At 61.7% G+C, this 24,230-nt stretch carries 28 protein-coding genes and 1 pseudogene; 16 read left to right on the forward strand and 13 right to left on the reverse strand.

Annotation, left to right across the window (positions count from 1 at the left end; genetic code table 11):
• Nucleotides 1-93: 93 nt before the first annotated feature.
• The 5 genes from DOL89_RS18070 to DOL89_RS18090 form a co-directional block, all read right to left on the reverse strand.
• A complete protein-coding gene (locus tag DOL89_RS18070; RefSeq protein ID WP_119680769.1) occupies nucleotides 94-564 on the reverse strand; it encodes a MucR family transcriptional regulator in 471 nt (156 codons plus the stop codon).
• A gap of 335 nt (nucleotides 565-899) precedes the next feature.
• Complete coding sequence (locus DOL89_RS26055) at nucleotides 900-1,271, reverse strand: ATP-binding protein (RefSeq protein WP_162937653.1); 372 nt, start codon at nucleotides 1,269-1,271, stop codon at nucleotides 900-902.
• Between the two features lie 130 nt (nucleotides 1,272-1,401).
• Nucleotides 1,402-2,706 (reverse strand): IS701 family transposase, encoded by a 1,305-nt coding sequence (locus DOL89_RS18080; RefSeq protein ID WP_119680771.1) that lies wholly within the window; start codon nucleotides 2,704-2,706, stop codon nucleotides 1,402-1,404.
• 48 nt (nucleotides 2,707-2,754) lie between these two features.
• On the reverse strand, nucleotides 2,755-3,834 hold the full coding sequence (locus DOL89_RS18085; RefSeq protein ID WP_119680772.1) for a histidine kinase dimerization/phospho-acceptor domain-containing protein: 1,080 nt from the start codon (nucleotides 3,832-3,834) through the stop codon (nucleotides 2,755-2,757).
• A gap of 13 nt (nucleotides 3,835-3,847) precedes the next feature.
• The gene (locus DOL89_RS18090; RefSeq protein ID WP_119680773.1) at nucleotides 3,848-4,507 is read right to left on the reverse strand and encodes a response regulator; all 660 of its coding nucleotides are present in this window, start codon (nucleotides 4,505-4,507) and stop codon (nucleotides 3,848-3,850) included.
• Between the two features lie 269 nt (nucleotides 4,508-4,776).
• Between DOL89_RS18090 and DOL89_RS18095 the strand changes: the two genes are divergently transcribed.
• From DOL89_RS18095 to DOL89_RS18135, 10 genes and pseudogenes are all read left to right on the forward strand, one after another.
• A complete protein-coding gene (locus tag DOL89_RS18095) occupies nucleotides 4,777-6,390 on the forward strand; it encodes a cbb3-type cytochrome c oxidase subunit I (protein ID WP_119680774.1) in 1,614 nt (537 codons plus the stop codon).
• A gap of 3 nt (nucleotides 6,391-6,393) precedes the next feature.
• Nucleotides 6,394-7,020 (forward strand): cbb3-type cytochrome c oxidase subunit II, encoded by a 627-nt coding sequence (locus DOL89_RS18100; RefSeq protein WP_119680775.1) that lies wholly within the window; start codon nucleotides 6,394-6,396, stop codon nucleotides 7,018-7,020.
• Nucleotides 7,017-7,655, forward strand: coding sequence for a c-type cytochrome (locus tag DOL89_RS18105; RefSeq protein ID WP_119680776.1), 639 nt, complete (start codon nucleotides 7,017-7,019; stop codon nucleotides 7,653-7,655). The genes DOL89_RS18100 and DOL89_RS18105 overlap by 4 nt, the downstream gene beginning before the upstream one ends.
• Entirely contained in the window at nucleotides 7,652-8,368 is a 717-nt protein-coding gene (locus tag DOL89_RS18110; RefSeq protein WP_119680777.1) for a c-type cytochrome, read from the forward strand. The genes DOL89_RS18105 and DOL89_RS18110 overlap by 4 nt, the downstream gene beginning before the upstream one ends.
• 21 nt (nucleotides 8,369-8,389) lie before the next feature.
• Nucleotides 8,390-9,547: a c-type cytochrome gene (locus tag DOL89_RS18115; RefSeq protein WP_225890032.1), complete on the forward strand. Its 1,158-nt coding sequence runs from the start codon at nucleotides 8,390-8,392 to the stop codon at nucleotides 9,545-9,547.
• 61 nt (nucleotides 9,548-9,608) lie between these two features.
• Nucleotides 9,609-9,782, forward strand: a pseudogene (locus tag DOL89_RS26060) (cation transporter); the annotation flags it as partial.
• A 120-nt stretch (nucleotides 9,783-9,902) separates the two neighbouring features.
• Nucleotides 9,903-11,801: a heavy metal translocating P-type ATPase gene (locus DOL89_RS18120; protein WP_225890056.1), complete on the forward strand. Its 1,899-nt coding sequence runs from the start codon at nucleotides 9,903-9,905 to the stop codon at nucleotides 11,799-11,801.
• A 67-nt stretch (nucleotides 11,802-11,868) separates the two neighbouring features.
• The gene (locus DOL89_RS18125) at nucleotides 11,869-12,540 is read left to right on the forward strand and encodes a DsbA family protein (protein WP_119680779.1); all 672 of its coding nucleotides are present in this window, start codon (nucleotides 11,869-11,871) and stop codon (nucleotides 12,538-12,540) included.
• Nucleotides 12,537-12,995 carry a hypothetical protein gene (locus tag DOL89_RS18130; protein ID WP_162937655.1) on the forward strand — a complete coding sequence of 153 codons (459 nt, stop codon included), beginning with the start codon at nucleotides 12,537-12,539 and terminating at the stop codon, nucleotides 12,993-12,995. Before DOL89_RS18125 ends, DOL89_RS18130 begins: the two co-directional genes overlap by 4 nt.
• Before the next feature lie 29 nt (nucleotides 12,996-13,024).
• Entirely contained in the window at nucleotides 13,025-13,648 is a 624-nt protein-coding gene (locus DOL89_RS18135) for a class I SAM-dependent methyltransferase (protein WP_119680781.1), read from the forward strand.
• Nucleotides 13,649-13,792: 144 nt separating this feature from the next.
• Here the strand turns inward: DOL89_RS18135 and DOL89_RS18140 are convergent, their stop codons facing one another.
• The 5 genes from DOL89_RS18140 to DOL89_RS18160 all read right to left on the reverse strand — a co-directional run bounded on the left by DOL89_RS18140 (nucleotide 13,793) and on the right by DOL89_RS18160 (nucleotide 16,910).
• On the reverse strand, nucleotides 13,793-14,689 hold the full coding sequence (locus DOL89_RS18140) for an MBL fold metallo-hydrolase (protein ID WP_119680782.1): 897 nt from the start codon (nucleotides 14,687-14,689) through the stop codon (nucleotides 13,793-13,795).
• A 194-nt stretch (nucleotides 14,690-14,883) separates the two neighbouring features.
• A complete protein-coding gene (locus DOL89_RS18145; protein WP_119680783.1) occupies nucleotides 14,884-15,660 on the reverse strand; it encodes a sulfite exporter TauE/SafE family protein in 777 nt (258 codons plus the stop codon).
• A gap of 60 nt (nucleotides 15,661-15,720) precedes the next feature.
• Nucleotides 15,721-16,158 carry a DUF6691 family protein gene (locus DOL89_RS18150; RefSeq protein ID WP_119680784.1) on the reverse strand — a complete coding sequence of 146 codons (438 nt, stop codon included), beginning with the start codon at nucleotides 16,156-16,158 and terminating at the stop codon, nucleotides 15,721-15,723.
• A 4-nt stretch (nucleotides 16,159-16,162) separates the two neighbouring features.
• Entirely contained in the window at nucleotides 16,163-16,588 is a 426-nt protein-coding gene (locus DOL89_RS18155; protein WP_119680785.1) for a YeeE/YedE family protein, read from the reverse strand.
• Nucleotides 16,589-16,598: 10 nt separating this feature from the next.
• The gene (locus tag DOL89_RS18160) at nucleotides 16,599-16,910 is read right to left on the reverse strand and encodes an ArsR/SmtB family transcription factor (RefSeq protein WP_119680786.1); all 312 of its coding nucleotides are present in this window, start codon (nucleotides 16,908-16,910) and stop codon (nucleotides 16,599-16,601) included.
• 130 nt (nucleotides 16,911-17,040) lie between these two features.
• Between DOL89_RS18160 and DOL89_RS18165 the strand changes: the two genes are divergently transcribed.
• Nucleotides 17,041-17,904, forward strand: coding sequence for an MBL fold metallo-hydrolase (locus tag DOL89_RS18165; RefSeq protein ID WP_119680787.1), 864 nt, complete (start codon nucleotides 17,041-17,043; stop codon nucleotides 17,902-17,904).
• Here DOL89_RS18165 and DOL89_RS18170 read toward each other — a convergent pair.
• From DOL89_RS18170 to DOL89_RS18180, 3 genes are read right to left on the reverse strand one after another with little or no spacing between them, the layout of a single operon-like run.
• Nucleotides 17,901-18,683: an MBL fold metallo-hydrolase gene (locus DOL89_RS18170; RefSeq protein ID WP_119680788.1), complete on the reverse strand. Its 783-nt coding sequence runs from the start codon at nucleotides 18,681-18,683 to the stop codon at nucleotides 17,901-17,903. The genes DOL89_RS18165 and DOL89_RS18170 overlap by 4 nt on opposite strands.
• Before the next feature lie 16 nt (nucleotides 18,684-18,699).
• A complete protein-coding gene (locus tag DOL89_RS18175; protein WP_119680789.1) occupies nucleotides 18,700-19,152 on the reverse strand; it encodes a beta-lactamase hydrolase domain-containing protein in 453 nt (150 codons plus the stop codon).
• A gap of 47 nt (nucleotides 19,153-19,199) precedes the next feature.
• On the reverse strand, nucleotides 19,200-19,664 hold the full coding sequence (locus DOL89_RS18180; protein ID WP_119680790.1) for a hypothetical protein: 465 nt from the start codon (nucleotides 19,662-19,664) through the stop codon (nucleotides 19,200-19,202).
• A 385-nt stretch (nucleotides 19,665-20,049) separates the two neighbouring features.
• Here DOL89_RS18180 and DOL89_RS18185 point away from each other — a divergent pair, with 385 nt between their 5' ends.
• From DOL89_RS18185 to soxZ, 5 genes are all read left to right on the forward strand, one after another.
• A complete protein-coding gene (locus DOL89_RS18185; protein WP_119681350.1) occupies nucleotides 20,050-20,664 on the forward strand; it encodes a class I SAM-dependent methyltransferase in 615 nt (204 codons plus the stop codon).
• A gap of 340 nt (nucleotides 20,665-21,004) precedes the next feature.
• The gene (locus tag DOL89_RS18190) at nucleotides 21,005-21,361 is read left to right on the forward strand and encodes an ArsR/SmtB family transcription factor (protein WP_119680791.1); all 357 of its coding nucleotides are present in this window, start codon (nucleotides 21,005-21,007) and stop codon (nucleotides 21,359-21,361) included.
• A 651-nt stretch (nucleotides 21,362-22,012) separates the two neighbouring features.
• A complete protein-coding gene (gene soxA / locus DOL89_RS18195; protein WP_119680792.1) occupies nucleotides 22,013-23,200 on the forward strand; it encodes a sulfur oxidation c-type cytochrome SoxA in 1,188 nt (395 codons plus the stop codon).
• An 80-nt stretch (nucleotides 23,201-23,280) separates the two neighbouring features.
• Nucleotides 23,281-23,739 carry a thiosulfate oxidation carrier protein SoxY gene (gene soxY, locus DOL89_RS18200; protein WP_119681351.1) on the forward strand — a complete coding sequence of 153 codons (459 nt, stop codon included), beginning with the start codon at nucleotides 23,281-23,283 and terminating at the stop codon, nucleotides 23,737-23,739.
• Nucleotides 23,740-23,754: 15 nt separating this feature from the next.
• Entirely contained in the window at nucleotides 23,755-24,078 is a 324-nt protein-coding gene (gene soxZ, locus DOL89_RS18205) for a thiosulfate oxidation carrier complex protein SoxZ (protein ID WP_404813513.1), read from the forward strand.
• Nucleotides 24,079-24,230 lie beyond the last annotated feature (152 nt).

Below are 24,230 nucleotides of genomic sequence, written 5' to 3' on the forward strand. Positions count from 1 at the left end.
ACGGCTGGTTCCGCTGCCTATGGCCGGGCAGCATCCGTCGACGATGATCAGGGCCGACAACATCGAAGATCGACCCTGATCATGATGTGATAGTCAGGTCTTCTTCGCCCGGCGTCGACGTGGTGCTGCTTTGGTCTCGGGCGTCTCTGCCACAGAAACAGGCTCAGGTGCTTTGGCCCCGCGACCGCGACTTCCAAGACCGATGCTGCGCGCCATGGTGCTGCGGGCCTTGGAGTAGTTCGGTGCCACCATCGGATAATCAGATGGCAGTCCCCACTTGGCCCGGTATTCTTCCGGGCTCATGTCATACGCGGTCCTGAGATATCGCTTCAGCATCTTCAGCTTCTTGCCGTCCTCCAGGCAGATGATGTGATCCGGTGTGACCGACTTCTTGATCGGAACGGCCGGAACGGCCGCTTCCGGCTCCGGCGCCGGTGGGGCAACGATGTCCCTCAGGGCTTTGTGGACGGTCTGCAGGAGAACCGGCAGATCCGTGAGGGTAAGACGGTTGTTCTCAAGATACGACGCGGTGATCTTGGCCGTGAGGGTAGTGACTGGGTCCATGGATCTCGTCCCGGTAAAGTTTGGAAGATCGCGTTTCGACCTTTTCGTATACGATTTTGTATAGGGGCGGTGGCGTCAAGTCGAGAGCAGTTGCTGGCCTGCAACGGAGCTTCCGATTGTAGCCGACGCCCCTCCGTTGCTCGGCCGCATTTCGGCGCCAGTGGACCACCTGCTGGTTTGAGGCGTGGGTATTTCCGAATGCAGAGTGACGCGGTTTCCTAGATCATTGCCGCCTACGACCGACGCGCCGGACAGCTGTCAGGGTTCATCGAGACGCTTACCGTGGCGATCAATCACTTGACCACCAGTAACCTACTGCTCGGTCTGGGAACGGCTTATCGCTGATGTAAAGGCGGAACCCGGCCAGGCGATTGCCCGGCTGGGGGCATGGCACAGCTATTCGTCGAGGAAGTACGGTACTGAGCAGAGAGTGAGATTTCAGCTACCAAGCCATGAGGGTGCTTGTTCTTCAGCTTCAGCGCACCACCACTATGGCTGAGTGCCGCTTCGACGATGGATAGCCCAAGGCCGCTGCCGACAGTTGATCTGTGCCGCCCACGGTAAAAGCGCTCCGTGACTCTGGAGACCTCGTCTTCGGCAATGCCAGGTCCCTCATCGGAAACCGTCAGGACAACGCATTCCGCTACGACGTGCTGACCGCAGGCTACAATCCCGCCGTTGGGTGAATACAAGATGGCGTTTTCCAACAGATTCCTAATTCTACTGTGTCACAAACAGCGTATTTGTTGCCGACAACAAGGGCATCGGGCAAGTGTTGTGAGCAGGGCTCTTGCCGTGGCAATGCGCACGGTGGCGATGGAATCTGGAACGTGGCGTTCAGGCCGGAGCGGGAGATCCCCTGGGCTTGTAGGTTTTGGGTAGGCCAAGCGCTTGGATGGGTTTGGAGCTGGATGGAGCTGAGGGGGGAATGGCGGCCCGCTCCTGGACCAGGAACCCATAAGCAGCAATGCAAAGGGTGGCGTGGTGATGGAAGCCCCGCCATCCCCGCCCCTCATAGTGCCCCAGCCCGATCTCCTGCTTGAGCTCCAGATAATCCCGCTCAATGCGCCAGCGCAGCTTTGCGGTATCAACCAGATCGGCCAGGCTGATGTCGGCCGGCAGGGTGGAAAGCCAGTACTTGGCGGGCTCTTTCTCATCCTCCGGCCATTCGATCAGCAGCCATTCTTCAGGCCAGGGTTCCGCGCGCCAATAGTCGCGGTGAGCCGGGCGGACCCGCAGCGCAGCAAACCGGGATGTCAGGGGGGCGTTGCTGCCCTCCCGCCATGTCACTGTCTGCCATGCCCCTGACGCTAAACTCTGAGCCAGGGTTTTCACGTCTACAGGCTTGTGGTTCGGATCGCGGCGGACGAGCTTTGGCGGGCGGCCTTTCCCACTCCATGGTTTGGCCGGCAACGGTCCGGTTCCTGGTGGCCAGACGGTCAGGGAGGACTGAACCCCGGCAACATAGGCTAGACCGAGTTCGGTGATGCCGGTGCGCAGATCCGTGTCGGTGCCATAACCTGCATCCATCAACACAGGAGCAAGTGGCACGCCGGATTGCACGGCAGTTCTGATCTGGGCCAGCGCGATCTGCGGCTTGGTCTGGAACGAGATCTCCTCAGGCACCCCCGCCTTGGCACGACGCTCGTGATCGCCGGCCCAGGCTTCCGGCAGATACAGCTGCCAAGCCAGTGGCAGGCTGCCGTGATCGGTGGAAATCGAGAGTGAAACCGCGACTTGGCAGTTGTCCTGCTTGCCGAGCTGGCCGCAATACTGCCGGGCAACACCGACCGAATGCGTTCCCTTCTTCGGCAGGCCGGTATCGTCGATGATCCAGGCCCTCAGCGAGCCATGCGCCTGCAAGGTTGGCAGCACCGTTTCCCGGACTGCCTGCAGAACAGCAGCATCATTCCAGGGCGCCTTGGCCACGAAGTGATGCAGGGATTGATGTGCGGCCTGCACACGGCCAGGCTCCACCCGTGCCGCCATCGGCTCAACACTCTTGCGCTCTCCCGGCAGCAGCAGCCCGATGCAGTAGGCCTGGAATGGCGAAAGCCGGTCTGCATGCCCCAGAGCCTGGGCAAGCCGCCCGATATACCTCCCGAAGCGGGCTTCGCTCCCGTCCAGCCAGTCGAAACCCATGCCACCCTCCCAAGTGCATGAGCTCCAACCATAACATCACTCGTTCTTTTATGACACAGTAGAACTAAGAGTAACGGAAAGAAGATGTCTGTCAGATAGGATCTCAAGACAATTCAGGCTTGGTTCACAGGCGACCGTCACATTATGTCCCTTGGCAAGAAGAGACAGATCGCGCGTCATAGCCGAAAAGAGCTCCCCCGCGTTTATCCACTGCAGAGCGCTATAACTGTTCGGCGACTCTACCCGAGCCATGTCAAGAAGCTGGCTGATAAGTCTTGAAGTTCGATCGACTCCGTTCATAATCTGTTGCAAGGCGGCCTTCTGCAAGGCGGGGTCAGAGGCGGAAAGAGCGACCTGCACTTGGGTTTTGAGGCCCGCGAGCGGAGTGCGGAGTTCATGTGCCGCAAACGAGGTGAAGTTCCGCTCACGCTCCCGGACACCGGCGACTCGCCTGAACAGCCCGTTCAAGGCCTCGATCATGGGGCGGATCTCAAGGGCGGAAGGGGCATCAGGCAGGGGGCTCAGATCATCGGCGTTGCGATTGCCGAGCGCTTGAGCTACTTCACGGATGGGCTGCATACCCCGACCGACGCAGTACCAGATCAGTGCTGCGAGAATAGGGATGATGGCCGCCGCGGGCAGCAGAAGGCCTGTCACAACATCGCTTACCAAGCGGTCCCGAACAGCAAGATTGTCTCCTACCAACACGCGGACACCAAGGGCCTTATTCTCGACGGCGTAGACCCGCCAAACCTGCCCATCGATGGTTTCTTCTCCAAAGCCGCTGGCATGATTTCCAAGGCGAGCCACTGGCGCACTGTCAGAGTTTGCCAGGAGAGCGCCGCGGAAAGACCAGATCTGGCAGGCCAGCTGGCGGTCGATAGGGGTATGCTCAGTGATGTCCAGTGCAGCAGCGGCACGAGGTGCGGTCGCGGCAGCAACGTCAAGCGCGACCTCTCTGCTGGTTATCAGAGAGTCGACCATCCGAGCCGCTTCCATGAGCCTGCGGTCAAGTACCCGCTCTACTTTCGAATGTGTTCCCCAATAAATCCAGCCGACAGCTGACAGCCAGACCATGCCGGTGGAGAGCAGCAGGATGGCGAACAGGCGTCCGCGGATGGAATCCATGGTCCTCGGTACCTCACATAGCAGCCAATCGGTATCCCAGCCCCCGAACCGTTTCGATCAATCCACCACCGAGCTTGGCGCGCAGCTTGTGAATATGAACTTCGACCACATTGCTTTCCACGTCCTCTTGCCAGCCATAAAGCCGTTCTTCCAGTTGAGACTTGGAGAAGACGACGCCGGGACGCTCCATCAGTGTTTGGAGGATGGTGAGCTCTCTCCGCGACAATGCCACCGGCTTGCCACCCTGGTGCACGACCTGGCGCGCAGGGTCCAATGACACATCCTTCCATCTGAGCAGCGGCTCCGCCCGTCCACTGGAGCGGCGTAGAAGCGCACGCAGCCGCGCAGCAAGCTCGTCCAGGTCGAAGGGTTTGCCCAGGTAGTCATCGGCTCCTGTATCAAGTCCGTGGACGCGGTCTGCTGGTGCATCGCGTGCTGTCAGTACCAGGATTGGCGTTTGGTCTTCCCGTGAGCGGCTCTCCTGGAGGAGCTCTAGGCCTGATCCGTCCGGCAACATCACGTCCAACACAACGGCATCGAAGTCCCCGGTGAGAAAGGCGGCTCGCGCTTCGTCGCAGGTTGAGACCGTGTCTACAGTGAAGCCGCAGAGCCCCAGACCTACCCTGAGGCCGTCCGACAGAATCGGATCATCCTCGACCACAAGTATGCGCATTACAACCTCGATCCTGGGAATCCCACCACGTCACGGATGGCACCGCCGTCACCAACGATGACCGGCGGCTTGGCTTCCAGCTGATCCTCTCTCGCCCGAGATCAGGGCGACCACCTTAAGGCTGCCTTAAGGTGAGCGGGCGACGAACCCGCCTGAGTAGCCTTTGGACGGTGGGCCATCGATTATCCAGCCCGGAGTCCGGAGGAAAAATCCTTGGACCCGGCCGGGCATTCAGTCAGACCGGGTTCCCATGCAAATGGGCGGTCATCATGTTGGGGTCAATTGGCCTAGTACTGACATCGAGCTTTCTGATCTCGCTTGTGGCGTTGGCGTTCCTGATCTGGGCCGTCGCCAATCAGCAACTTCGTATTGGCCAGCAGGACGCGCTGACAGTCTTCGATCCGGGCGAAGCGGGCGAACCGGATGATCCGACAGCTTTCGGAAATGGACACGTCCACAGCAACGGGCATCGGTTCGATGTCGAACGGCTGGGGATCGACAAGCCTTCCCGGATACCTGTCCTGCTTCTGCTGGTCGCTGCCGCTGTCTGGCTGGTCGTCGGATCAGTTTTCGGAATGATCGCGTCTCTGAAGCTCCATCTGCCGGACTGGCTGAATGCCAGCGAACTGCTGACGTTCGGCCGCGTGCGCACGCTGCACCTGAACGCGGTGGCATACGGCTGGCTCTCAATGGCCGGGATAGCAGTTGCCCTCTGGACTTTGCCTCGGGTCTTCCACACGCCCCTTCGGCTGTCGAAACTGCCGGTCGTAGGTGTTCTGCTCTGGAATGCAGCCCTGATCGCAGGTCTTTTCGCAGTCTCTACGGGCAGCACCGACGGGCTCGAGTGGCTCGAAATCCCCTGGCGCATCGACGTCGTATTGGGCGTGGCGGGTGCATTCTTTGCCGTTCCGCTCGTGGTGACTGCCCTGAAACGGGAGGTCGATCACATTTACGTCACGGGCTGGTACTACCTCGCCGCCCTGGTCTGGTTCCCGATCCTCTTTCTGATCGCCAACCTACCCGCGATGCACAGTGGCGTGCCGCAAGCTACGGTGAACTGGTGGTACGCCCATAATGTGCTCGGGCTCTGGCTAACGCCTCTTGGAGTGGGAGCCGCCTACTATTTCATTCCGAAGATCATCGGTAAGCCGATTTACTCCTATACATTGTCGCTCGTCGGCTTCTGGGCGCTGGCCCTGTTCTACAGCCAAGTCGGCATTCACCACTTGATCGGTGGGCCGGTTCCCACTTGGCTGGTCACGCTTTCCGTCGTGCATAGCGTGATGATGTTCGTTCCCGTCCTGGCCGTGGCAATCAACCAGCATGTCACTGTCGGCCGCAACATGTGGGCTTTCCGCCAATCGCTTGCGCTCCGGTTCGTGGCCACCGGTGCGGTGATGTACACACTCGCTTCCTTCCAGGGGTCAATCGAAGCGATCCGGTCTGTCAATACGGTGACCCACTTCACCCATTACACCGTGGGACATGCTCATCTAGGGGCTTATGCCTTCACCTCGCTGGTGATGTTTGGCGCAATCTACCACATGGTTCCCCGACTCACGGGGCGGGATTGGCCGTTCCCAAGCCTGCTGTCGCTGCACTATTGGCTCGTGATCGTCGGCTTCGCTCTCTACTTCGTCGCCCTCACGGCAGGCGGACTGCTCCAAGGGCTGGCTATGCTCGATGTAGCGCGCCCATTCGCCGATAGCGTCACGCTCACGATTCCCTATCTGCAAGGTCGTTCGCTCGGCGGCGCCCTGATGAGCGTCGGCCACCTTGTCTTCGCTGCTCACCTGTTCCTGGCTCTCGGTCGGATGCGCGCCGGGGCCTCCTCACCACGAGGCCTAACTTCGACCGAAACCGAGCGGTTCGCAGGAGCCTGAGAAATGAACCGCGTCATTCCACTTTTCATCCTGGCCTTCGGCATTCTGGCTTTCGCCACCTTGTTCCTGGTGGTGATGCCCTTCCTGCAGGTTCGTGGCACCGCGGTTCCCGAGGGGTTGCGCCCATACAGCGTGGCCGAGCAACGGGGAAGAGACCACTACGTGAATCTCGGCTGCGTCTATTGCCACAGCCAGCAACCGCGCTCACCCGATCAGGCTCCAGACCAAGCGCGGGGCTGGGGCCGCCCATCTACTCCGGCGGATTATGTTTTCGACCGGCCGCACCTGCTCGGGACCATGCGTACCGGGCCAGATCTGCTGAACGTCGGGGCTCGCCTGCCCAGCGTGGCTTGGCACCTGACGCACCTCTACCAGCCGCGTGCCATCTTCGACTGGAGCATCATGCCTTCATACCCCTTCCTCTTTGATGCCAAGGACAAGGCGGAGCCGGGCGACGTCGTGGTCGATCTTCCGCCGCGCTATCGGCCCGAGCACGGGGTCGTGGTTGCTCGGCCTGCGGCGCTTGAACTCACCCAGTATCTGCTGAGCCTTGACCGCACCTACCCCAGCACCCCGGACGCGGAGGACCTGCGAGATCAAGGCTACACCAACGTCGGAGGTGGCCGATGACCTTCTGGCGCAAGAGGGCCGAACGTCCAACTGGTCCAGAGGTCGATGAGGCTTTCGAGCCTTATGAGATGGATCGGCCGATTCCGATCCCCGTCCTTGCAGTTGCCGTCGCACTGGCGACTTGGGGCACGACCGCGCTACTGGTCAATGAAAAAGCGATCGACACCCACAAGGTCGAGCAGGCTGTCGAAGCAATCGAGAGCCGGGCCGAGGCGCAAGGTCGGCAACTGTTCGCAGCGCATTGTGCGACATGCCATCAGACCAATGGAGTGGGCGTCCGCGGAGCGGTGCCGCCTTTGGACGGATCTGATTATGTCCTGGCACAGCCTGAAGTCATCGTCCGGATCCTGCTGCATGGGATCACCGGACCGATCAACGTGGCTGGTCGCAGCTACGACGGCCACATGCCTGCATTCGGCGCAAGCCTCGCCGACGCGGAGATCGCCAGCATCGCCAGCTACGTGCGGAGCGCTTGGTCGAACAACGCGACGCCCGTCAAGCCCGTGTTCGTGCAAGCGCAACGGCAGGCCACCGCGGCGCGCCGTCAACCCTGGAGCGGCAAAGAGGAACTCCGGCTGCTGATAGAGCGCCCTGCAGATGCTGCTCCTGCCGGACAGCAGGAAGAGCAACCATGATCCGCACCCCATTTTTTGCCCTTTCTGCGAGCGCTGTCCTGGCGGCAGCTATAGCGACTGTTCCGGCGTCTCTGATGGCGCAGGCACCGGCTGCGGACACTTCGCCGCAGAGCGCTGCCAACACAGCTTCGGCAGACGTCCTGTCTCTGATCAACGAGGGACGGGAAGGCGTGTGGGCCTGCTCCTCCTGCCACGGTGCGGACGGTGCGGGCAGTGCCTCCGTTCCGCGTCTGGCCGGATTGCCGGAGGCCTATCTGGCGAGGCAACTGCGTGACTACCGGGACGGGCTCAGAACGAACGAGAACATGCAGTTCGTAGCGAAACACCTTTCCGACGCCGAAATTGCTTCATTAGCAGCCCAATATTCGCGTCTTGCCAGCCCGTCCAACGCTGCCGCGACCCTTGGCGGAGACGTGGAGCGTGGGCGCGAACTGGCGATGTACGGGGATTGGAAGCAGGACATCCCACCCTGCTTCTCCTGTCACGGATCGTCGGCTTTCGGGGTGGCGCCGCATTTCCCGGGTCTGGCAGCCCAGCCCGCCGACTACACCTACGCTCAGCTGGCGGCCTGGGTGCAGGGGCGGCGCAGCAACTCCTCCCTCGACCTCATGGAAGCCATCGCCAACCGCATGTCCCCCGCGGACATGAAGGCTGTGGCGGATTACCTGGCCACACTCGCCCCGGCGCCGGTCACCTCATCAACCGAGCAGTGACGGGGCAATATGGACCATCACATGCAAGACAACTCTTCGAACCAAATGTCCGCGATCGGCATTGAGCCCCGTTCCGATCAACGCAAGGGAACGGCGGTGCGGCGCCTTATCTGGGGCGTCGGCGGCGGCTTCCTTCTCTTTGCATCGGGCCTGATGGTCCACCAGTCCGGGGCCATGCAGGCGGTGGCAGACTGGTTCGGCGTGGGCCCGGCGGACAGACCCGCCCTAGCAGGAGCCACTGACCCGCGTTCCGAGATGGCCCTTGAACGGCAACGGCGACAGAAGGACCTCTCGGCCCCGGCCCCGCGCCAGCCTGTGGGCTTCGACGGATACTTCGTACCGCCGTCGCCTGAGAGCATTCCGGACACGCCGTTCGGCCAAGCGGTCGAGCGCGGCCGTCAGATCTTTATGAATACGGGAGCGAACGCCGCGGATTTCGTGGGCAACGGGCTTTCCTGCTCCAACTGCCACCTCGATCAGGGGCGGCGGGAGAATTCTGCTCCGATGTGGGCGGCATTCGTGTCCTACCCGGCTTATCGGAGCAAGACCAAGGACGTCAGCACCATGGCTGATCGGGTGCAGGGTTGTTTCACCTACTCGATGAACGCCCAAGCGTCCGCGGCCGGTGCGCCACCGCCGCCGGGTCATCAGATCTACAAGGACCTGGAATCCTACTTCTACTGGATGGCGAATGGCGCGCCGGTCGGCGAGAAGATGCCAGGGCGTGGTTATCCCGAACTGGCGAAACCCGAGCACGGCTATGATCGAGGCCGTGGCGCAGCCGTCTATGCCGCGAACTGCGCCCTCTGCCACGGCGAGCAAGGCGAAGGACGCAAGGACCTCAACGGTCGATACATCTTCCCCGCGCTCTGGGGCCCGGATTCCTACAATTGGGGGGCCGGTATGCACCGCATCGACACGGCCGCCGGGTTCATCAAGGCCAACATGCCGTTGGGCAAGCCCAATAGCTTAACGGATCAGGAAGCCTGGGATGTGGCGTCCTTCATCAATAGCCATGAGCGACCTAAGGACCCCCGCCAGAAGGGCACCCTCGAGGAGGCTGACGCCGAGTTCCACGCAGGTGAAGCGGACCATTACGGCGATATGATCGACGGCCACCTGCTGGGGCAGGGCACCGCCCTCCCGGGTAAGATGACGTCGGACGCTCTAGGGAACTAAGATCACCATGTCTCACGATCCGGCGGCACTGGACTACGACGCCATCCAGCAGGCGGGTCGCATGTTGTTCAGCATCGACGGGATGTGGTGTGCGAGTTGTGCCGCCGCCCTTGAACGGATCATCGTCCGTACGCCCGGCGTGGTGTCCGCCAAGGTCAATTTCGCCACCGCCTCCGCCTTGGTCCAGTGGCATCCCGACCAGGGTGACATAGCGATAGTCGCCGACCGCGTCCGGCGACTGGGCTATGCTCTCCGTCCGCCATTCGCGGCCGACGAGGCGGAGCGGAAACTGGCCGATGAGGCTCGCTCTGTCGGCATCCGTCTCGCAGCGGCGATCTTTTTCGGCATGTGGGCGATGGCGGTGTCCGTACCGCTCTACTTCGATCGTGGCCTTGCGACGAGCAACGCAGGCTGGTGGATGGCGGCGGCGGCAGGGTTGCTTTCATTACCGGTGGTCCTTTACGCGGGGTTGCCCTTCTACCGGGCAGGATGGCGGACGACTATCGTCGGCGCGCCGGGTATGGACGCTCTGATCTCGGTCGGCGTGCTGGCATCCCTAGGGCTTTCGGCCTGGCGACTGGCCAGTGGCTCAGCTGATGTCTACTTCGATACCGCGACAATGCTCATCAGCCTGCTGCTCGTGGGGCGCCTGATCGAGTTGAATGCGCGGAAACGGGCGGTCTCCGCGATGACAGCCCTGCGGGCCGTTATGCCCGACCGTGCGCACAGATTGGGGCGCGACGGGCAAGAGGCGGAGGTGGATGCCGCCGTCTTGGTTCCTGGCGATCAGATCCGTGTCATGGCCGGTGGTCGGATACCTGTGGACGGCATGGTGATGTCCGGAAGCAGCGCCGTCGACCGATCGGTGCTGACAGGGGAAGCATCACCAGCGGCGGTCGGTGTGGGCAGCGTGGTCGAGGCCGGTTCCATCAATATGCTGCGCCAGATCATCATATTGGTCGAACGGCCAGTCGGCCAGCGGACGCTGGACCTGATGGGCGGGCGTATCGCTGAGGTTCTTGGCGGGAAGGGCGAAATTCAGCGGCTTGCGGACCGAGTGGCCCGGCTGCTCGTTCCCGCGGTTCTGGCTGTCTCCGCTGTAACCCTATTCGCGGGATCACTCGCCGGTCTGCCAGTCGAAGAAGCGCTCCTGCGGGCCGTTTCCGTCCTCGTGGTCGCCTGTCCCTGCGCGATCGGCTTGGCTGTTCCGATGGCCTACGTTGCGGTGACTGGCGCTGCCGCCAAGCGGGGCATCCTGGTTCGGGACGCCGCTGCTTGGGAGGCCTTGGCCGGGGCCAAAACGATGCTTTTCGACAAGACCGGCACGCTGACCCAAGGGCAGCCGCAGGTCATCGAGGTGAGGCCCGCCGTAGGGCACTCCCGAGAAGAGGTTCTGCGGCTGGCTGCTCTGGCGGAGCGCGGAATTGATCATCCGCTTGCTCACGCCATCATTGCCGCAGCGCCAGAGGACATGGAGACTGGAATATCTCCTGCCGACGGTGGAACCCGTCTTGCTCGTGGGGCCGAGATTCGGGACGAGAATGGGCAGGTCGCGATCTTCGTCGGGAGCATTCCTGGTTTTGAGACACCCTGGGCGGCGGCCGCCGCGTCGGGTATGACCCGCGTGGAGGTACTTTTCCGCGGTCTTTGGATTGGCGCCATTCTCATGGCGGATGAGGCTCGGCCGGATGCGCGGGCAGCCATTCACAGCTTGCGCAGTGCCGGAATCTGCTTAGGGCTCGCTACGGGTGATGCGGCTGGGTCTGCGCATGCAGTGGCGGCCGATCTCGGGTTGCCTCAGAGCGCTGTGCATGCTGCCTGCACCCCCGAGGACAAGGCGGAACTCGTCGCGGCGGCGGAAGGGCCCGTGGTCTTCATCGGCGACGGAATCAACGACGCCCTGGCTCTCTGCCGGGCAGACGTTGGCATTGCCATGACCGGGGCGACTGCCACGGCCACAGCCGCGGCCGGTATCGCCATCGTGGGCGGAGGGGTTTCCACAATCGTGGAGGCTCGGGAACTGGCCTGCCGCAGCATGAAGGTGATGCGCCAGAATCTTACCCTGTCTGCCGCCTACAATGCTCTCGGCCTCGGTTTCGCCGTGACGGGGGCGATCCCCCCTGCCGTCGCTGCCGCAGCGATGCTTGCGAGTTCACTCAGCGTGCTTCTGAACTCCGCGCGTCTTGCCCGTGGCTCCGCGCCTATGACGGTTCCGGGTTGCCGCCGAGAGGAACGCCATCGGTCGCAGCTTTAAAGAAATCGGCTGCAAAAGAGACAGCATCATCAAAAGACGATTTATCAAGGGAAGTGGAAACTTGACCATGGACTCTCGCTATGTGCATGCACTCGGAGCCGGTTTGCTTGTGACGATCGTAATAGTGGGAGCTTGGTGGTTTCAGGCACCAGCCCTAGCCCCAGCTACCGAAGCTGTAGCTGATACGACGGCCGAATTGGGACCGGAGGCATTGACCCACGGTCCGAGCGCAGTCGTTCTAGGGAACCCGCAGGGCGATGTGACCGTCATAGAGTACTTTGACTACCAATGCCCGGTCTGCCGCCGGGTTCATCCAACCATCAAGCAACTTGCCGAGGATAACGAGGGCATCCGTATTATCCACAAGCACTGGCCGGTGTTCGGAGCCGCCTCCGTGTACGCATCCAGACTGGCGCTTGCGGCCCGCTGGCAAGACCGTTACGAGGAGGTCCACAATGCCTTCATGAGCATTCCGGGGCGCCTCGACGAGGATAAGATCCGGAAGGCGGCTACCAGCGCCGGTCTCGACCTGGCGGCGGCTGAACGCAGCCTCGACGAGAGGGCCGCCGAAATCGATGAAGCGTTGAGCCAAGCATCGGCACAGGCAGCATTCCTTCGCCTGCAAGGCACGCCAGGCTTTGTAATCGGCAGCTATCTCATTCCCGGGGGCCTGGATCTGGATACCTTGAAGGAGATCGTGGCCGATGTACGCTCGAAGACCCGGGAGGAGCAGCAGTGACAGCTTGGCAGCAATCCGGTTCTGCGGCCGGTAACGCTGGTCTAGTTCCGTTTCGTCCATGGTGGGGCTTAGGGGCGGCTGCCGCCACCTTTCTTCTGCTGGGCACTGTAACGGCAATCTGGCCCAATCCGGTCTTCGCGCGGATGACACCGACCCAAGGCTTCGAGGTCTGGTTGTTGGCGATCCAAGCCGTTCTGGTCGGCGTCTATGTAGCTATCCGGCGGCCGCGATGTTCCGTTCGCGGAGCAGGAATCGGCAGCGCGCTCGGATTTCTGGGAGTTGCCTGCCCAACCTGCAACAAAATCCTGTTGCTGACTTTCGGAGCGGATTTTCTGCTCGCCTATTTCGAGCCCTATCGGCTCCATTTGGCGATGGTCGGCGCTGCGGTCACTGCGGTGGCGGTCGTCTGGGAATGGAGGCAGCGCTTCCGTGTGGCGGTCTGTCCTGTTGCTTAAGATTTCCTCCGCATTGGAAAGGCTGAACCATGACGACCAACCCAGAGCTCGAGCGATGGAACGAACGGTTCTCCTCTGACGACTATCTTTTCGGCACCGCGCCGAACGCCTTTCTTGTTAGTCAGAGCCACCTTCTGCGACCTGGGCAAAGGGTTCTCGCCATTGCCGACGGCGAAGGCCGGAACGGGGTCTGGCTGGCCGAGCAGGGGCTGGAAGTTCTGTCAATTGACTTCTCCCCCGTGGCGCTGGAGAAGGCGCACCGTTTGGCCGCCAGTCGGAACGTCATGCTCCGGACCCAACAGGCGGACATGGAAATCTGGAATTGGGCGCCGGAGCAGTTCGAAATCGTAGTCGCAGTGTTCATCCAGTTCGCCCGTCCAGATCTCCGCGCCGCCATCTTCCAAGGGATCAAACGGACGTTAACGCCTGGTGGCCTACTTATCCTTCAAGGCTATCGTCCGGAGCAGCTGGGCTATGGAACCGGTGGTCCACCTCATGCAGAGAACATGTACACTGCGGACATGCTTCGCAGCGCTTTTGCGGATTTCGATATCCTGCATCTCCAGGAACATGACTCTCCCCTGTCTGAAGGGCAGGGCCATCATGGCATGTCGGCTTTGGTCGACTGCGTAGCCCGCAAACGGAGCTTATGACTCTTTTCGTGCGGTATAGAAATGAGTGCCAGTGCTCCGAACATTAGGCTCCCGCAGAACACCTGACCGGATGCACACGAGGAACTCCCCAGCGAGAGTGGCCGCCCCCAAGCAGCAGCGTGTCTGGGGGCGACCAGATCGCCGTCAGAATCGGTTGGCCGGGATCTTGAAGTAGCTGCGTCCGTCCGCTTCGGGCTCAGGCAAGCGCCCGCCACGCAGGTTCACCTGCAAGGCATGCAACATCCGGTCAGGAAGCGGTAGTTTGGCATCCCGCTCCTCGCGCACGCGGACGAACTCCGCCTCCGATATGGCGCCTTTCAGATGCTTGTTTTCCGCCTTGTGCTGGGCAACCGTGGCTTCCCACATCGGCTCCCGCCCACCGGCGCAGTAATCATGGCCGACAAAGATGCGGGTGTGGTCCGGCAGCGACAGAATCTGTTGGATGGAGCGGTAAAGCTCGGCGGCATTCCCGCCCGGGAAATCGGCCCGGGCCGTCCCGGCATCCGGCTGCATCAACGTGTCATGGACGAACGCGGTATCGTCTCCGACCAGAAAGGTGATGGACCCTAGAGTATGACCCGGGGAAAGCATCACCCGAACGTCCAAATCACCGATCTTGAATATCTCGCCCTCTGTAAAGAGACGATCGAAGCTGCGCTCCACGTCGAAGGCGTCAGGAAGATGATAGATATCGCGCCACAACTCGGCGATGTCGCGCACTTTCTCCCCGATCGCCTGTGGCGCCCCGAGCTTTTCTTTGAGATAGGCCGCGGCCATCAGATGGTCGGCATGCGGGTGGGTGTCGAGGATCCATTCCACCCGAAGCTCTTTTTCCTGGACATGTTGGAGGATTTCATTCGCTGATTCCGTCGACGTCCGGGCATGCTTCGGATCGAAGTTCCACACCGCGTCAATGATGGCGGCCGCCTTGGTGGCGGGATCGCTCACCACGTACTGAATGCTGCCGGTATCTGCCTCGTAGAAGCCCGTCACCTCGGGCGAACCGGATCCACGGGAAGGGCTGGTTCGGATAACTGACATGAAAACTCCTGTCGCGATGAATTTGATTGCCGGAACCTGACAGGCGCACCCGGCAGTGGAAGCGGTCTCCGGGTGCACTTCGACGCCCGGGCGACCTGATGGATTGAAGTCGCTCACGTGTTGCTGTCTTCATTTGGCGGCTGTGCAGGCAGTGCTGCTCTCGAACTAGGCGTACCTGCCTCGGGTTGGCCGCGTTAGAAGAGGCCCACAGCGCCAGCGTTGCGGTACAGCATGTAGGCTGCGACCACGAACAGCACGCCCGCGAAGATTTTGGTCAAGACGCCCTTGCGGGTGGACAGCCTCACCGCGGCTTTCATGCCCAGGAAACCGCCGACCACGCCTCCAGCGATGAATAGGGCCGCAATAGTCCAGTCGACCAGTCCCGACACTGCATAGTTCGCAGCCGTGGTCAGGCCGAAGGCGCCCACCGAGAACAGCGAGGACCCGATGGCGTTCAGCATGGCCATGCCGCTGCCGAGCATAATGCCGGGCACGATCAGGAAGCCGCCGCCGATGCCGAAGAGGCCCGAGATGGCGCCGACGAGAAAACCGATCGCGACCAACCGCACGGCGATCTTCCGGTTGATGCGCACGCCCGGATCACCTTCGCCCCGCCGCCCCCGCAGCATAGAGATGCCCACAGCCACCATGACGAGGGCAAAGAGGAACAGCAGCCGCTCGCCGTCGATGGACTTTCCTACCGTCGACCCGACCAGGGCGCCGAGAACGCCGGATGCGGCGAAGGTTGCGGCACAGGGCCACTTCACCGTGCCCGCCCGGGCATGTTGGGCCAGGTTCGCGAAAGCGTTGGTGGCCACCGCCAGCGCGCTGGTGCCGATCGCCACATGGGGATCAGGAATGCCGACCGCATAGAGCAGCAGCGGCACCGCCAGGATCGAGCCTCCCCCGCCGATCAGGCCGAGGGAGAAGCCGACCAGCGAACCGGACAGGATGGTGACGAGCGCGTCCACGATACGGCTCCGGGTAGGTTGGAACGGGGGCGGTCAAGGGCGTGCAGCACGACCGGGAGGTCACCGCGCAGGGGACGGCGCAGCACCGGTGGCTGGCAGCAGGCGGAACAGCGACATGCCTGCCAGCATCGCTGCCACAAAGACGAAGACCTGCCACATGCCCAAGGATAGAGCCGTGATGGCCGGACCGGGGCAGAGGCCGACCAGGCCCCAGCCGATGCCGAACAGCGCGGCCCCGGTGATCAGCCGAGCATCCAGGTCGCGCCGGGTCGGAATCTGGAAGGCGGGCGCCCACAGCGGCGCTGACCGTCGCCCGGCAATGGCGAACCCGACGGCTGCCGCAGCTACGGCTCCGCCCATCACCAAAGCCAGGCTGGGATCCCAGTTCCCGAAGATATCCAGAAAGGCCAGCACCTTGGCCGGATTGACCATCTGGGAGACGACCAGACCCAGGCCGAAGAGCAGCCCCACGAGGAAGGCGGAAGCAATCAAGCGCATGGGATCACACCCCTAGAAAGTGACGGGTGACGAGCACGGTGAGGATCGCCGTGGCCATGAAAACGCCGGTGGCCATCAGGGATCTGGGCGAGAGCCGGGCAATACCGCAGACGCCATGCCCGCTGGTGCAGCCGGACCCCAACCGGGTGCCGAAGCCGACCAGCAGGCCCGCCGCGATCAGCAGCCCAAGAGGCGCATCGATCTCGACAGGTGGGAGACCGCCGGTGACGGCCCCGTACAGCAGGGGGGCGATGAGCAGCCCGGCAATGAAGGAGAGCCGCCAGGCCACATCGCTGCGCACCGGTTTGAGCACGCCGCCGAGAATGCCGCTGATGCCGGTGATGCGGCCATAGAGCAGCAGGAACAGGGCGGCGGACGTTCCGATCAGCAGGCCGCCAATCAGGGCGGATACGGGTGTGAAGTTTTCCATGGTGACTTCCTCAGCGCGGGTCGTTCGGTTCGGCGCAGAACAGGCGGTAGAGCTCCGCCAGGACAGGCCGGACCCGGTCGGAACCGATGCGGTAGTAGATGGCCACTCCGTCGCGGCGGGTCTCGACAAGACCCTCTTCCCGCAGCTTGGCCAGATGCTGGGAGAGGTTGGATTGGGAGATGCCCAGGCGCTTCACGAGCTCGGCCACCTGCAACTCACCTTCGACCAGCGAGCACAGCACCATCAGGCGGTGGCGGCTGGCCAGCGAGCGCAGGAAGGCCTCGGCCTCGGCGGCACGGACTTCAAGGACAGCAGGGTCCATCGGAGGGGCACCAACATCAGCCATGATGATTCACCAATTAGTAAATTATACTTGACGCATATATTAAGTAAGGTCACCTGTTCAAGGGCAAACATCACGGGGTCCATCCCGGGCCGCGCAGGAGGTTCCGATGAAGCCTGATGTCATCCCGCTGTGCGACGAGGCGACCAACACGGTGAGCTACGTGGTGGTGGATCCCGCGACCCGGGCAGCGGCTTTGGTCGACAGTATGTTGGATTTCGATCCGAAGTCCGGCCGGACGTCCACGGCCTCAGCAGATCGCATGGTGGCACTGGTGGGCGAGCGCAGCCTCGCTGTGGAGTGGATCCTGGAGACACATGTTCATGCAGACCACCTCTCCGCGGCGCCGTACCTGAAGCAACAGGTCGGCGGTCGTATCGGCATCGGCGAGCATATCCGGGAGGTGCAGAGGGTGTTCCGGGCCTTGTTCAACTTGGAGCCGGGTTTTGTCGCCGATGGTCGCCAGTTCGATCATCTCTTCACCGACGGCGAGCGGTTCCGGCTGGGGCAGCTGGAGGTGCAGGCGATCCATACGCCGGGACATACCCCCGCCGACATGACCTACCTGATCGGGGATGCGGCGTTTGTCGGGGATACGCTGTTCCAGCCCGATTACGGCACGGCCCGCGCCGACTTCCCCGGCGGCGATGCCCGTGCGCTCTATCGGTCGATCCGGCGCATCCTGGCTCTGCCGCCGGAAACGCGGATTTTCACCGGTCACGACTATAGGGCGCCGGGCCGAGACACCTATGCCTGGGAAAGCACGGTTGCCGCGCAACGCGCCACCAACATCCATGTCCGGGACAGTGTCAGCGAGGAGGAGTTTGTGGCACTCCGGACAGCCCGGGATGCCACGCTCGACATACCGAAGCTGCTCCTGCCCTCGGTCCAAGTAAATGTACGAGCCGGTCGGATGCCACCCGCTGAGGAGAACGGAAGACGCTACCTGAAGATCCCGATCGATACACTCTAATCCGCCGCCCTGACCTCATCTACTGGCACCCCCTGAAACGACTTGTCCCCGGTCCGGCGCAGCGCTTCCGGTGCGTCATCGGGGCAATCGCCGCAGAGCCGGTTCGCAGGTACCGCCACGTCTATCTTCCTTGGATAGGGCAGGTTCAAATTGGTCATGATCCGGGTGAATTCCTCCAGCGACTTGGCGTCACCAAGGCGCGGGTTGCGTTCCCGTTCCTGGAGTACGGTCGAAATGTGCCGGTGTTGGTAGTCATGGCTCGGGTAGACGAGCGTGTCCTCCGGTAGGGTGAAGATCTTCTCCCGGACCGAGCGGTAGAGGGCTTCCGTGTCTCCGTTCTGGAAGTCCGTGCGCCCACAGCCGTCGATCAGGAGGGCATCCCCGGTGAACACCCGGGGCATATCCTCCCGGTCGATCAGATAGCAATGGTGGGTGTCGGTGTGCCCGGGCGTGTACAGCGGCTTGAAGGTGAGGCCGCCCATGACCAGTGGCTTGTCCTCGGCGACTCCGACGTCGGCGCAGGGCAACCCGTCCATGGCCGGATAGGCTACCTTGCATCCTGTCAGGCTGCGCAGCCTACAGGCCGAGCTTATGTGGTCGGCATGAATATGTGTGTCGAGCGTGCAGGCGAGATGCAGGCCGAGTTGCTGGATCGTGGCCAAGTCGCGGTCGACCGTTTCCATGATGGGATCGAGGAGAATGGCCTGCCCTGTGTCCCGGCAGCCGAACAGGTAGGTATAGGTGGAGGACTCCGGTTCAAATAGCTGACGGAAGATCATCAAAACCCTCCCGGGCTTAAGACTGGGCGCTGTTCACATAGCGCCGGAAGAATGCCTTTGCCTCAGGTGAAGCAAACTCGAAACCCACGCTTTCCGCCTTCGCGATGGCGGCATCGCCGGATAGGCCCTCGCTGCGGGCCACGTGCATGAAGGTAAAAAGTCCCGCCCGCTTTCCCGAAGCACAATGAACAACCACCGGACCGGGCAGGCGGGAGACCTCTTGCTCGAACCTGTGCGCGGTATCCTCGTTCATGTCCTCGGGTGAGACCGGGATATTGACGTACACGAGGCCATGGCTTCGGGCGACCTCGCCTTCCTCGGACGGGGACAGAAGCTGGTTCTGCTCTGCCGGTGCGCGCAGGTTCACTACCGAACGGAAGCCTTCCCGAGCGAATTCCCCGACCCGTTCGGCGGTCGGTGGCCCCATCTCGATACTGAAGCGCTCGTCCACTTTCAGGCGATCTACCATGGAATGCTCCCTATCCAAAGAACGGGCAAGGCAAGTGTTCTGATGATTCAGGCTCTGGCAGCATCAAGAGCGGCTTCGGCCTGCTGTCTCGCGGAGGTTCTTGCAGAGGATGTACCAACCCGACGGAAATCACCCCGTAGCGCTTTGAGCGCATAGCGTTCGCGGTCGATCTCGGCAGAGGTGCGGAAGCCCAGTCGGCGGAATATCGGAACCGGTGGACACCAACCTTGAAGGGCGTGCTGAAGCAGGAACGACGTCACCACCGCGGGCAAGGCGAGGAAGCGCCGGTCGGCAAAGGCGCCAAGCAGTGTTCCGGTGAGGGCCAGCGTGGCGGCATTGGCCTCCAGCGTGCGTTCGACATCCCACTCCTGGTCAAGTTCGCGGAGACGCCTGTCGATTGCTCCGGGGTGCTCTGCATGATACCGGATGCTTTGTTCGATCTGCCGGGCGAAGCGGCGGTTGATTGCCTCTGACGTGGCGTTTTCCACGCGCGAGGCCGTAGCGGGCAGCATAGGCCTCCTCCTTGAGGAAAGATGGATTGCCGAGACGGCATGAACTTCAGAGCGATGCCGTCATCGGCGCGTTTCAGGTTGCCTCGGCAACATGCGCCAAGTCTGAAGCGTTCCCAACAACCGGCGCCTAGTACCAGAACCATCAGGGTATCGAAGCGCATGATTTCCGGTCATGCGACTGGTCGGTGGTCGCGATGAACGGGAAATTCATGATCATATTGGTCCGTACTCCCAGGCTTGCTGCGCGGGACCGGTTCGGTTGGCTTGGGGCTGAGTTACCCCGGAGCAGGTCTGTGGCATCGTGTGTTCCTGCGCACGGGGAACATGCTGCCGGAATGACCCATCCCCGGAGGCGGGCATGTGGACGACAACGGGGGCTGCGGCTATGGGGATCTATCAAAGGCACATATTGCCGTTCCTGACCGACTGGGCCATGGGGCAATCCATTCTCATGGAGCATCGGTCAAGAACCGTCGGCGGCGCTTCGGGGCGTGTTCTTGAGATCGGCATCGGGTCTGGACGCAATCTGCCCCTTTACGGCACCAACGTCAGTGAAGTGGTGGGCGTAGATCCGTCGTCGGAGTTGCTGGCGGTCGCCCGTAAAGCCGCGACTACGTCTAGGGTCCGCGTTTCACTGATAGAACGGTCGGCAGAGAATCTTCCATTCGAGAACGCCAGCTTTGACACGGTGGTGGTGACTTGGTCGCTGTGCAGCATACCGGATCCGCTTGCGGCACTTCGGGAAGCCCGGCGTGTGTTGAGACCGGGCGGGCAGCTTTGCTTTGTCGAGCACGGATTGGCTCCAGACCCTGGTGTTCGACGATGGCAACATCGCCTCACGCCGATTTGGAAGGTGTGTGCGGGAGGATGTCATCTGGACCGTAAGATGGACGACCTCGTTCGTGGATCCGGGTTGGAAATAGTCGATCTCACAACCGGCTACCTGCCAGCAGCCAAGGTCATTGCATTCATGTATGAGGGCCGTGCGGTTCGGAACTGACAGGAAGCGGGAAGCGACCAGCATGTATACGCATGCGACTGAGTGCAGAGGGCTTCAAATCGTGCTGGCTTGGCAAGGGCATCGGGTCTCAGTTGGCGTTCGATTGACAGGAGGCTGTCTCAACAATCGTCGGCCGTGACGAATCCGCGCTAGGCGCTTGAAAAGCACCTTGCGGAGTGACACTCCTTAAATGTGCAGCGTGTCACGCCAATCGAGCGCTGCACCCGATCGGCTGCAGTCGGCCAGCTTGGCAGTATGCGACCGCGTCGGCCACCGTGACCTCGGGATATGCAGTCCCGGAGAAGCGGGTCGGTCAGGGGCTGGCTAGTGAGACGCGATCATGGACGCGACGATTGATCCTAAGCAGCTTGAAGTCGCTGCAGCTGAGGCGGAAACATTCCTTCGTCTGATCGCCAGTCGGCATCGGCTGATGATCCTCTGCAGCCTGATCGACGGCGAGCTTTCGGTCAGCGAGATCAATCAGAGAGTTCCGCTTAGCCAATCCAACCTGTCCCGACATCTCGCCATGCTGAGATCGGACAATCTGGTGGCAACCCGGCGCGACGGAAACGTCATCTATTATCATATTTCGTCAGAACTCGTTCCACCCATCCTAGGCGAGTTATACAAGCTGTTCTGCGCACCGGCAGGCTTACAGGTTGCGGAACCGTCCAAGTCAGGCGCCGAAGCAGACTAACATTACTCCCAGCACTGAGCGGTTCCACCGTTCTCAAATCGGAAATGGATTCCGAATGCCTTAGATCCTGATGGATAATCAGGCGGTGACCCTCTCGGGGACTGCTTTTATATTTATTTCACACAAAGCGCAGTGGCAAAAAAGACTTCAAGCATTCTCTTTCTACGCACGGCCCGGATTGAGAAGAAGTGGATCTATATGTCCTTGTCCGAAACAGCATGCAAAGAACAAATACTGCAATATTATCGGAATAATAGCCAAAGAAAGTCCGGCATTTTGGCGGAATTAAATGGCCGGTGCTGCTGTGTTAACCAGACTCGCCGAGTCGTTGGCATTTTTTATTATGTATTTCGTTTGCATTACTTCAGTATCTGATAACCATGTATTGGATATGGGGTGCAGCGCAACATAAGACCGCCAACTAAATTCCATTGCTAAAATATTCCACTGCCGTAATGTTGATGGGCTGTCGTTAACCGCATGGGAACAGATGCGGGACGAGAGCAAAGGCAATGAAGCTCAGCAGCAATGCTGCACCAGGGCTCGGGGGAGGTGCCTATGCACGTGATCCAATGTTCCGCCGCCATAGTCCGAAGCGGCCTGACAGCATCAGCTATCGCTCTTTTTGCCCTGAGCCCAACTGAAGTCGCCATGGCCAAGGACCTCGGCGAGGTTCCCATGGTGACGGAGGGCTCGGCCGCGCCGGAGCCGTGGACGCGCTACAAGGGTTGGAATAAGGCTACTTGGGATGAATACAACAATCTAGCTGACACCAGCCGGACTCCGGCCCCGCCCGCCGGACCGGTGAAGAAGGTCGATGCTCCCCTGAACGGCGATGCCGCCAATGGCAAGAAGCTGGCCTTCGACCGCTCCCGCGGCGGCGGCTGCCTTGCCTGCCATGTGATGGGGCCGGAGACTGCGGAACTGCCGGGCAATGTCGGCGTGGACCTGTCCCAGATCGGGGCCACCAACCCGGATGAGGAGTATCTGTTCAACTATATCTGGGACCCGCGCGCCTACAACCCCGAATCCGTGATGCCGCCCTGGGGTGCGCACGGCTTCTATTCGGAGCAGGAGGTCGCCGACATGGTGGCCTTCCTGAAGACGCTGAAGACACCGGCCACCTTCAAGAATGAGTTGGACGACCCGTCCAAGCGCCCCCTGCCGGTCGAGGACCGCGACTGGGCTGACCCGTTCGTGAACCCGGCGGCGGAGGCGTTCGATACGGGGCCCGAATTGTTCGCAATGGATGGGCCGAACGGCAAGTCGTGCGCAAGCTGCCACAGCGATCCCGACGCCCTGAAGGGCTGGGCCGTGACCATGCCCAAGTACCACAAGGGCATGGACAAGATGATCGGGGTGGAGGAATTCGTGGCCCGGCATGCCAAGGCCACGACCGGCGCGGACTGGATCATGCAGACCAATGAGAATCTGCATATGTCGATCTATCTGCGGTCGCTGTCCAACGGCATGCCGATCAAGGTCGACGTGTCGAGCCCGGGCCCGAAGGCGGCCATGGAGCGCGCGACGAAGATGATGAACACCAAGGTCGGCCAGTTGAATTTCGCCTGCGTGGACTGCCACAGCCCGGACAAGGGCGCCAACAAGTGGATCCGCGGCCAGTATCTGGGTGAGACCGCCGGGCAGATCCCGCACTTCCCTGTCTGGCGCACCAGCCGGAACGAGATCTGGGACATTCGCAAGCGCCTGCAATGGTGCAACATCCAGGTCCGCGCCGATGAGCTACCGCCCGACGCCAAGGAATATGCGGACCTAGAACTCTACGTCACGGCAGCCAGCAACGGGCTGCCCATGGAATCGCCGGGCATCCGGCACTGAACTTCCAATAAGCCGTCCTGCGGCGGGCCATTCCTGCCGCCCGACAGGAGGAAAGGAGTAAGATGAGCCAGTCAAGCACCATGCGTGCGGTCAAGCGCCGCGATGTGTTACGGGGAGCCGCAGCGCTGGCCGCAGCGGGCACCGTCGTCCTAACGCTGCGCCCGGCCCGTGCCACGCCGGAGAAGACGGCGGAGGTGATGGGCAAGTTGATCGGCGGCAAGACGGCCAAGGAAGGCCGGGTCACCCTGACCATGCCGCAGATCGCGGAGAACGGGAACACCGTGCCACTGACCGTGTCGGTCGAAAGCCCGATGACGGAAAAGGACTATGTGAAGGCCGTGCACATCCTGGCCGACGGCAATCCGGAACCGGCGGTCGCCACCTTCGGCTTCACGCCCCAGATCGGCAAGGCCGAAATTTCCACCCGCATGCGCATGGCCAAGACCCAGAACATCTGGGCCGTGGCAGAGATGAGCGACGGGTCCGCCTGGATGACCAAGACCGAGGTCAAGGTCACCATCGGCGGCTGCGGCGGCTGAGCAGTGTTGGAGGAATTGATGTCTAAAGCACGTGTTCGCCTGCCCTCGAAGGCCAAGAAGGGCGAGGTCATCGAGATCAAGACGCTGATCAATCATACGATGGAGAGCGGCCAGCGCAAGGACAGCGCCGGGAATCCCATTCCGCGGCAGATCATCAACAAGATGACGGCCACCTTCAACGGAAAGGAAATCCTGAACGCAACTCTCCATCCTGGAGTTTCGGCAAACCCCTATATCTCCTTCTTCACCAAGGTGGAGGAGAGTGGGACGTTCGAGTTCGTGTGGCACGACGACGACGGCAGCACCGTCAAGGAAACGGCCAAGATCACCGTCGGGTGAGCCGCCAGGCGGCTTAAGCGCGTGTTCCCGTCCTTGCCCTCTACTCCCTGGCCGAGCCCCGCGAGCAGGACGGAAACAGGCGGCGGGCATAATTGACTGACTGAAATGCGGTTCTGCCCCGGGATTAGGTCCGGGGCGGTAACCGGGGCGGT

It is taken from the genome of Indioceanicola profundi (assembly GCF_003568845.1).
Lineage (GTDB): Bacteria > Pseudomonadota > Alphaproteobacteria > Azospirillales > Azospirillaceae > Indioceanicola > Indioceanicola profundi.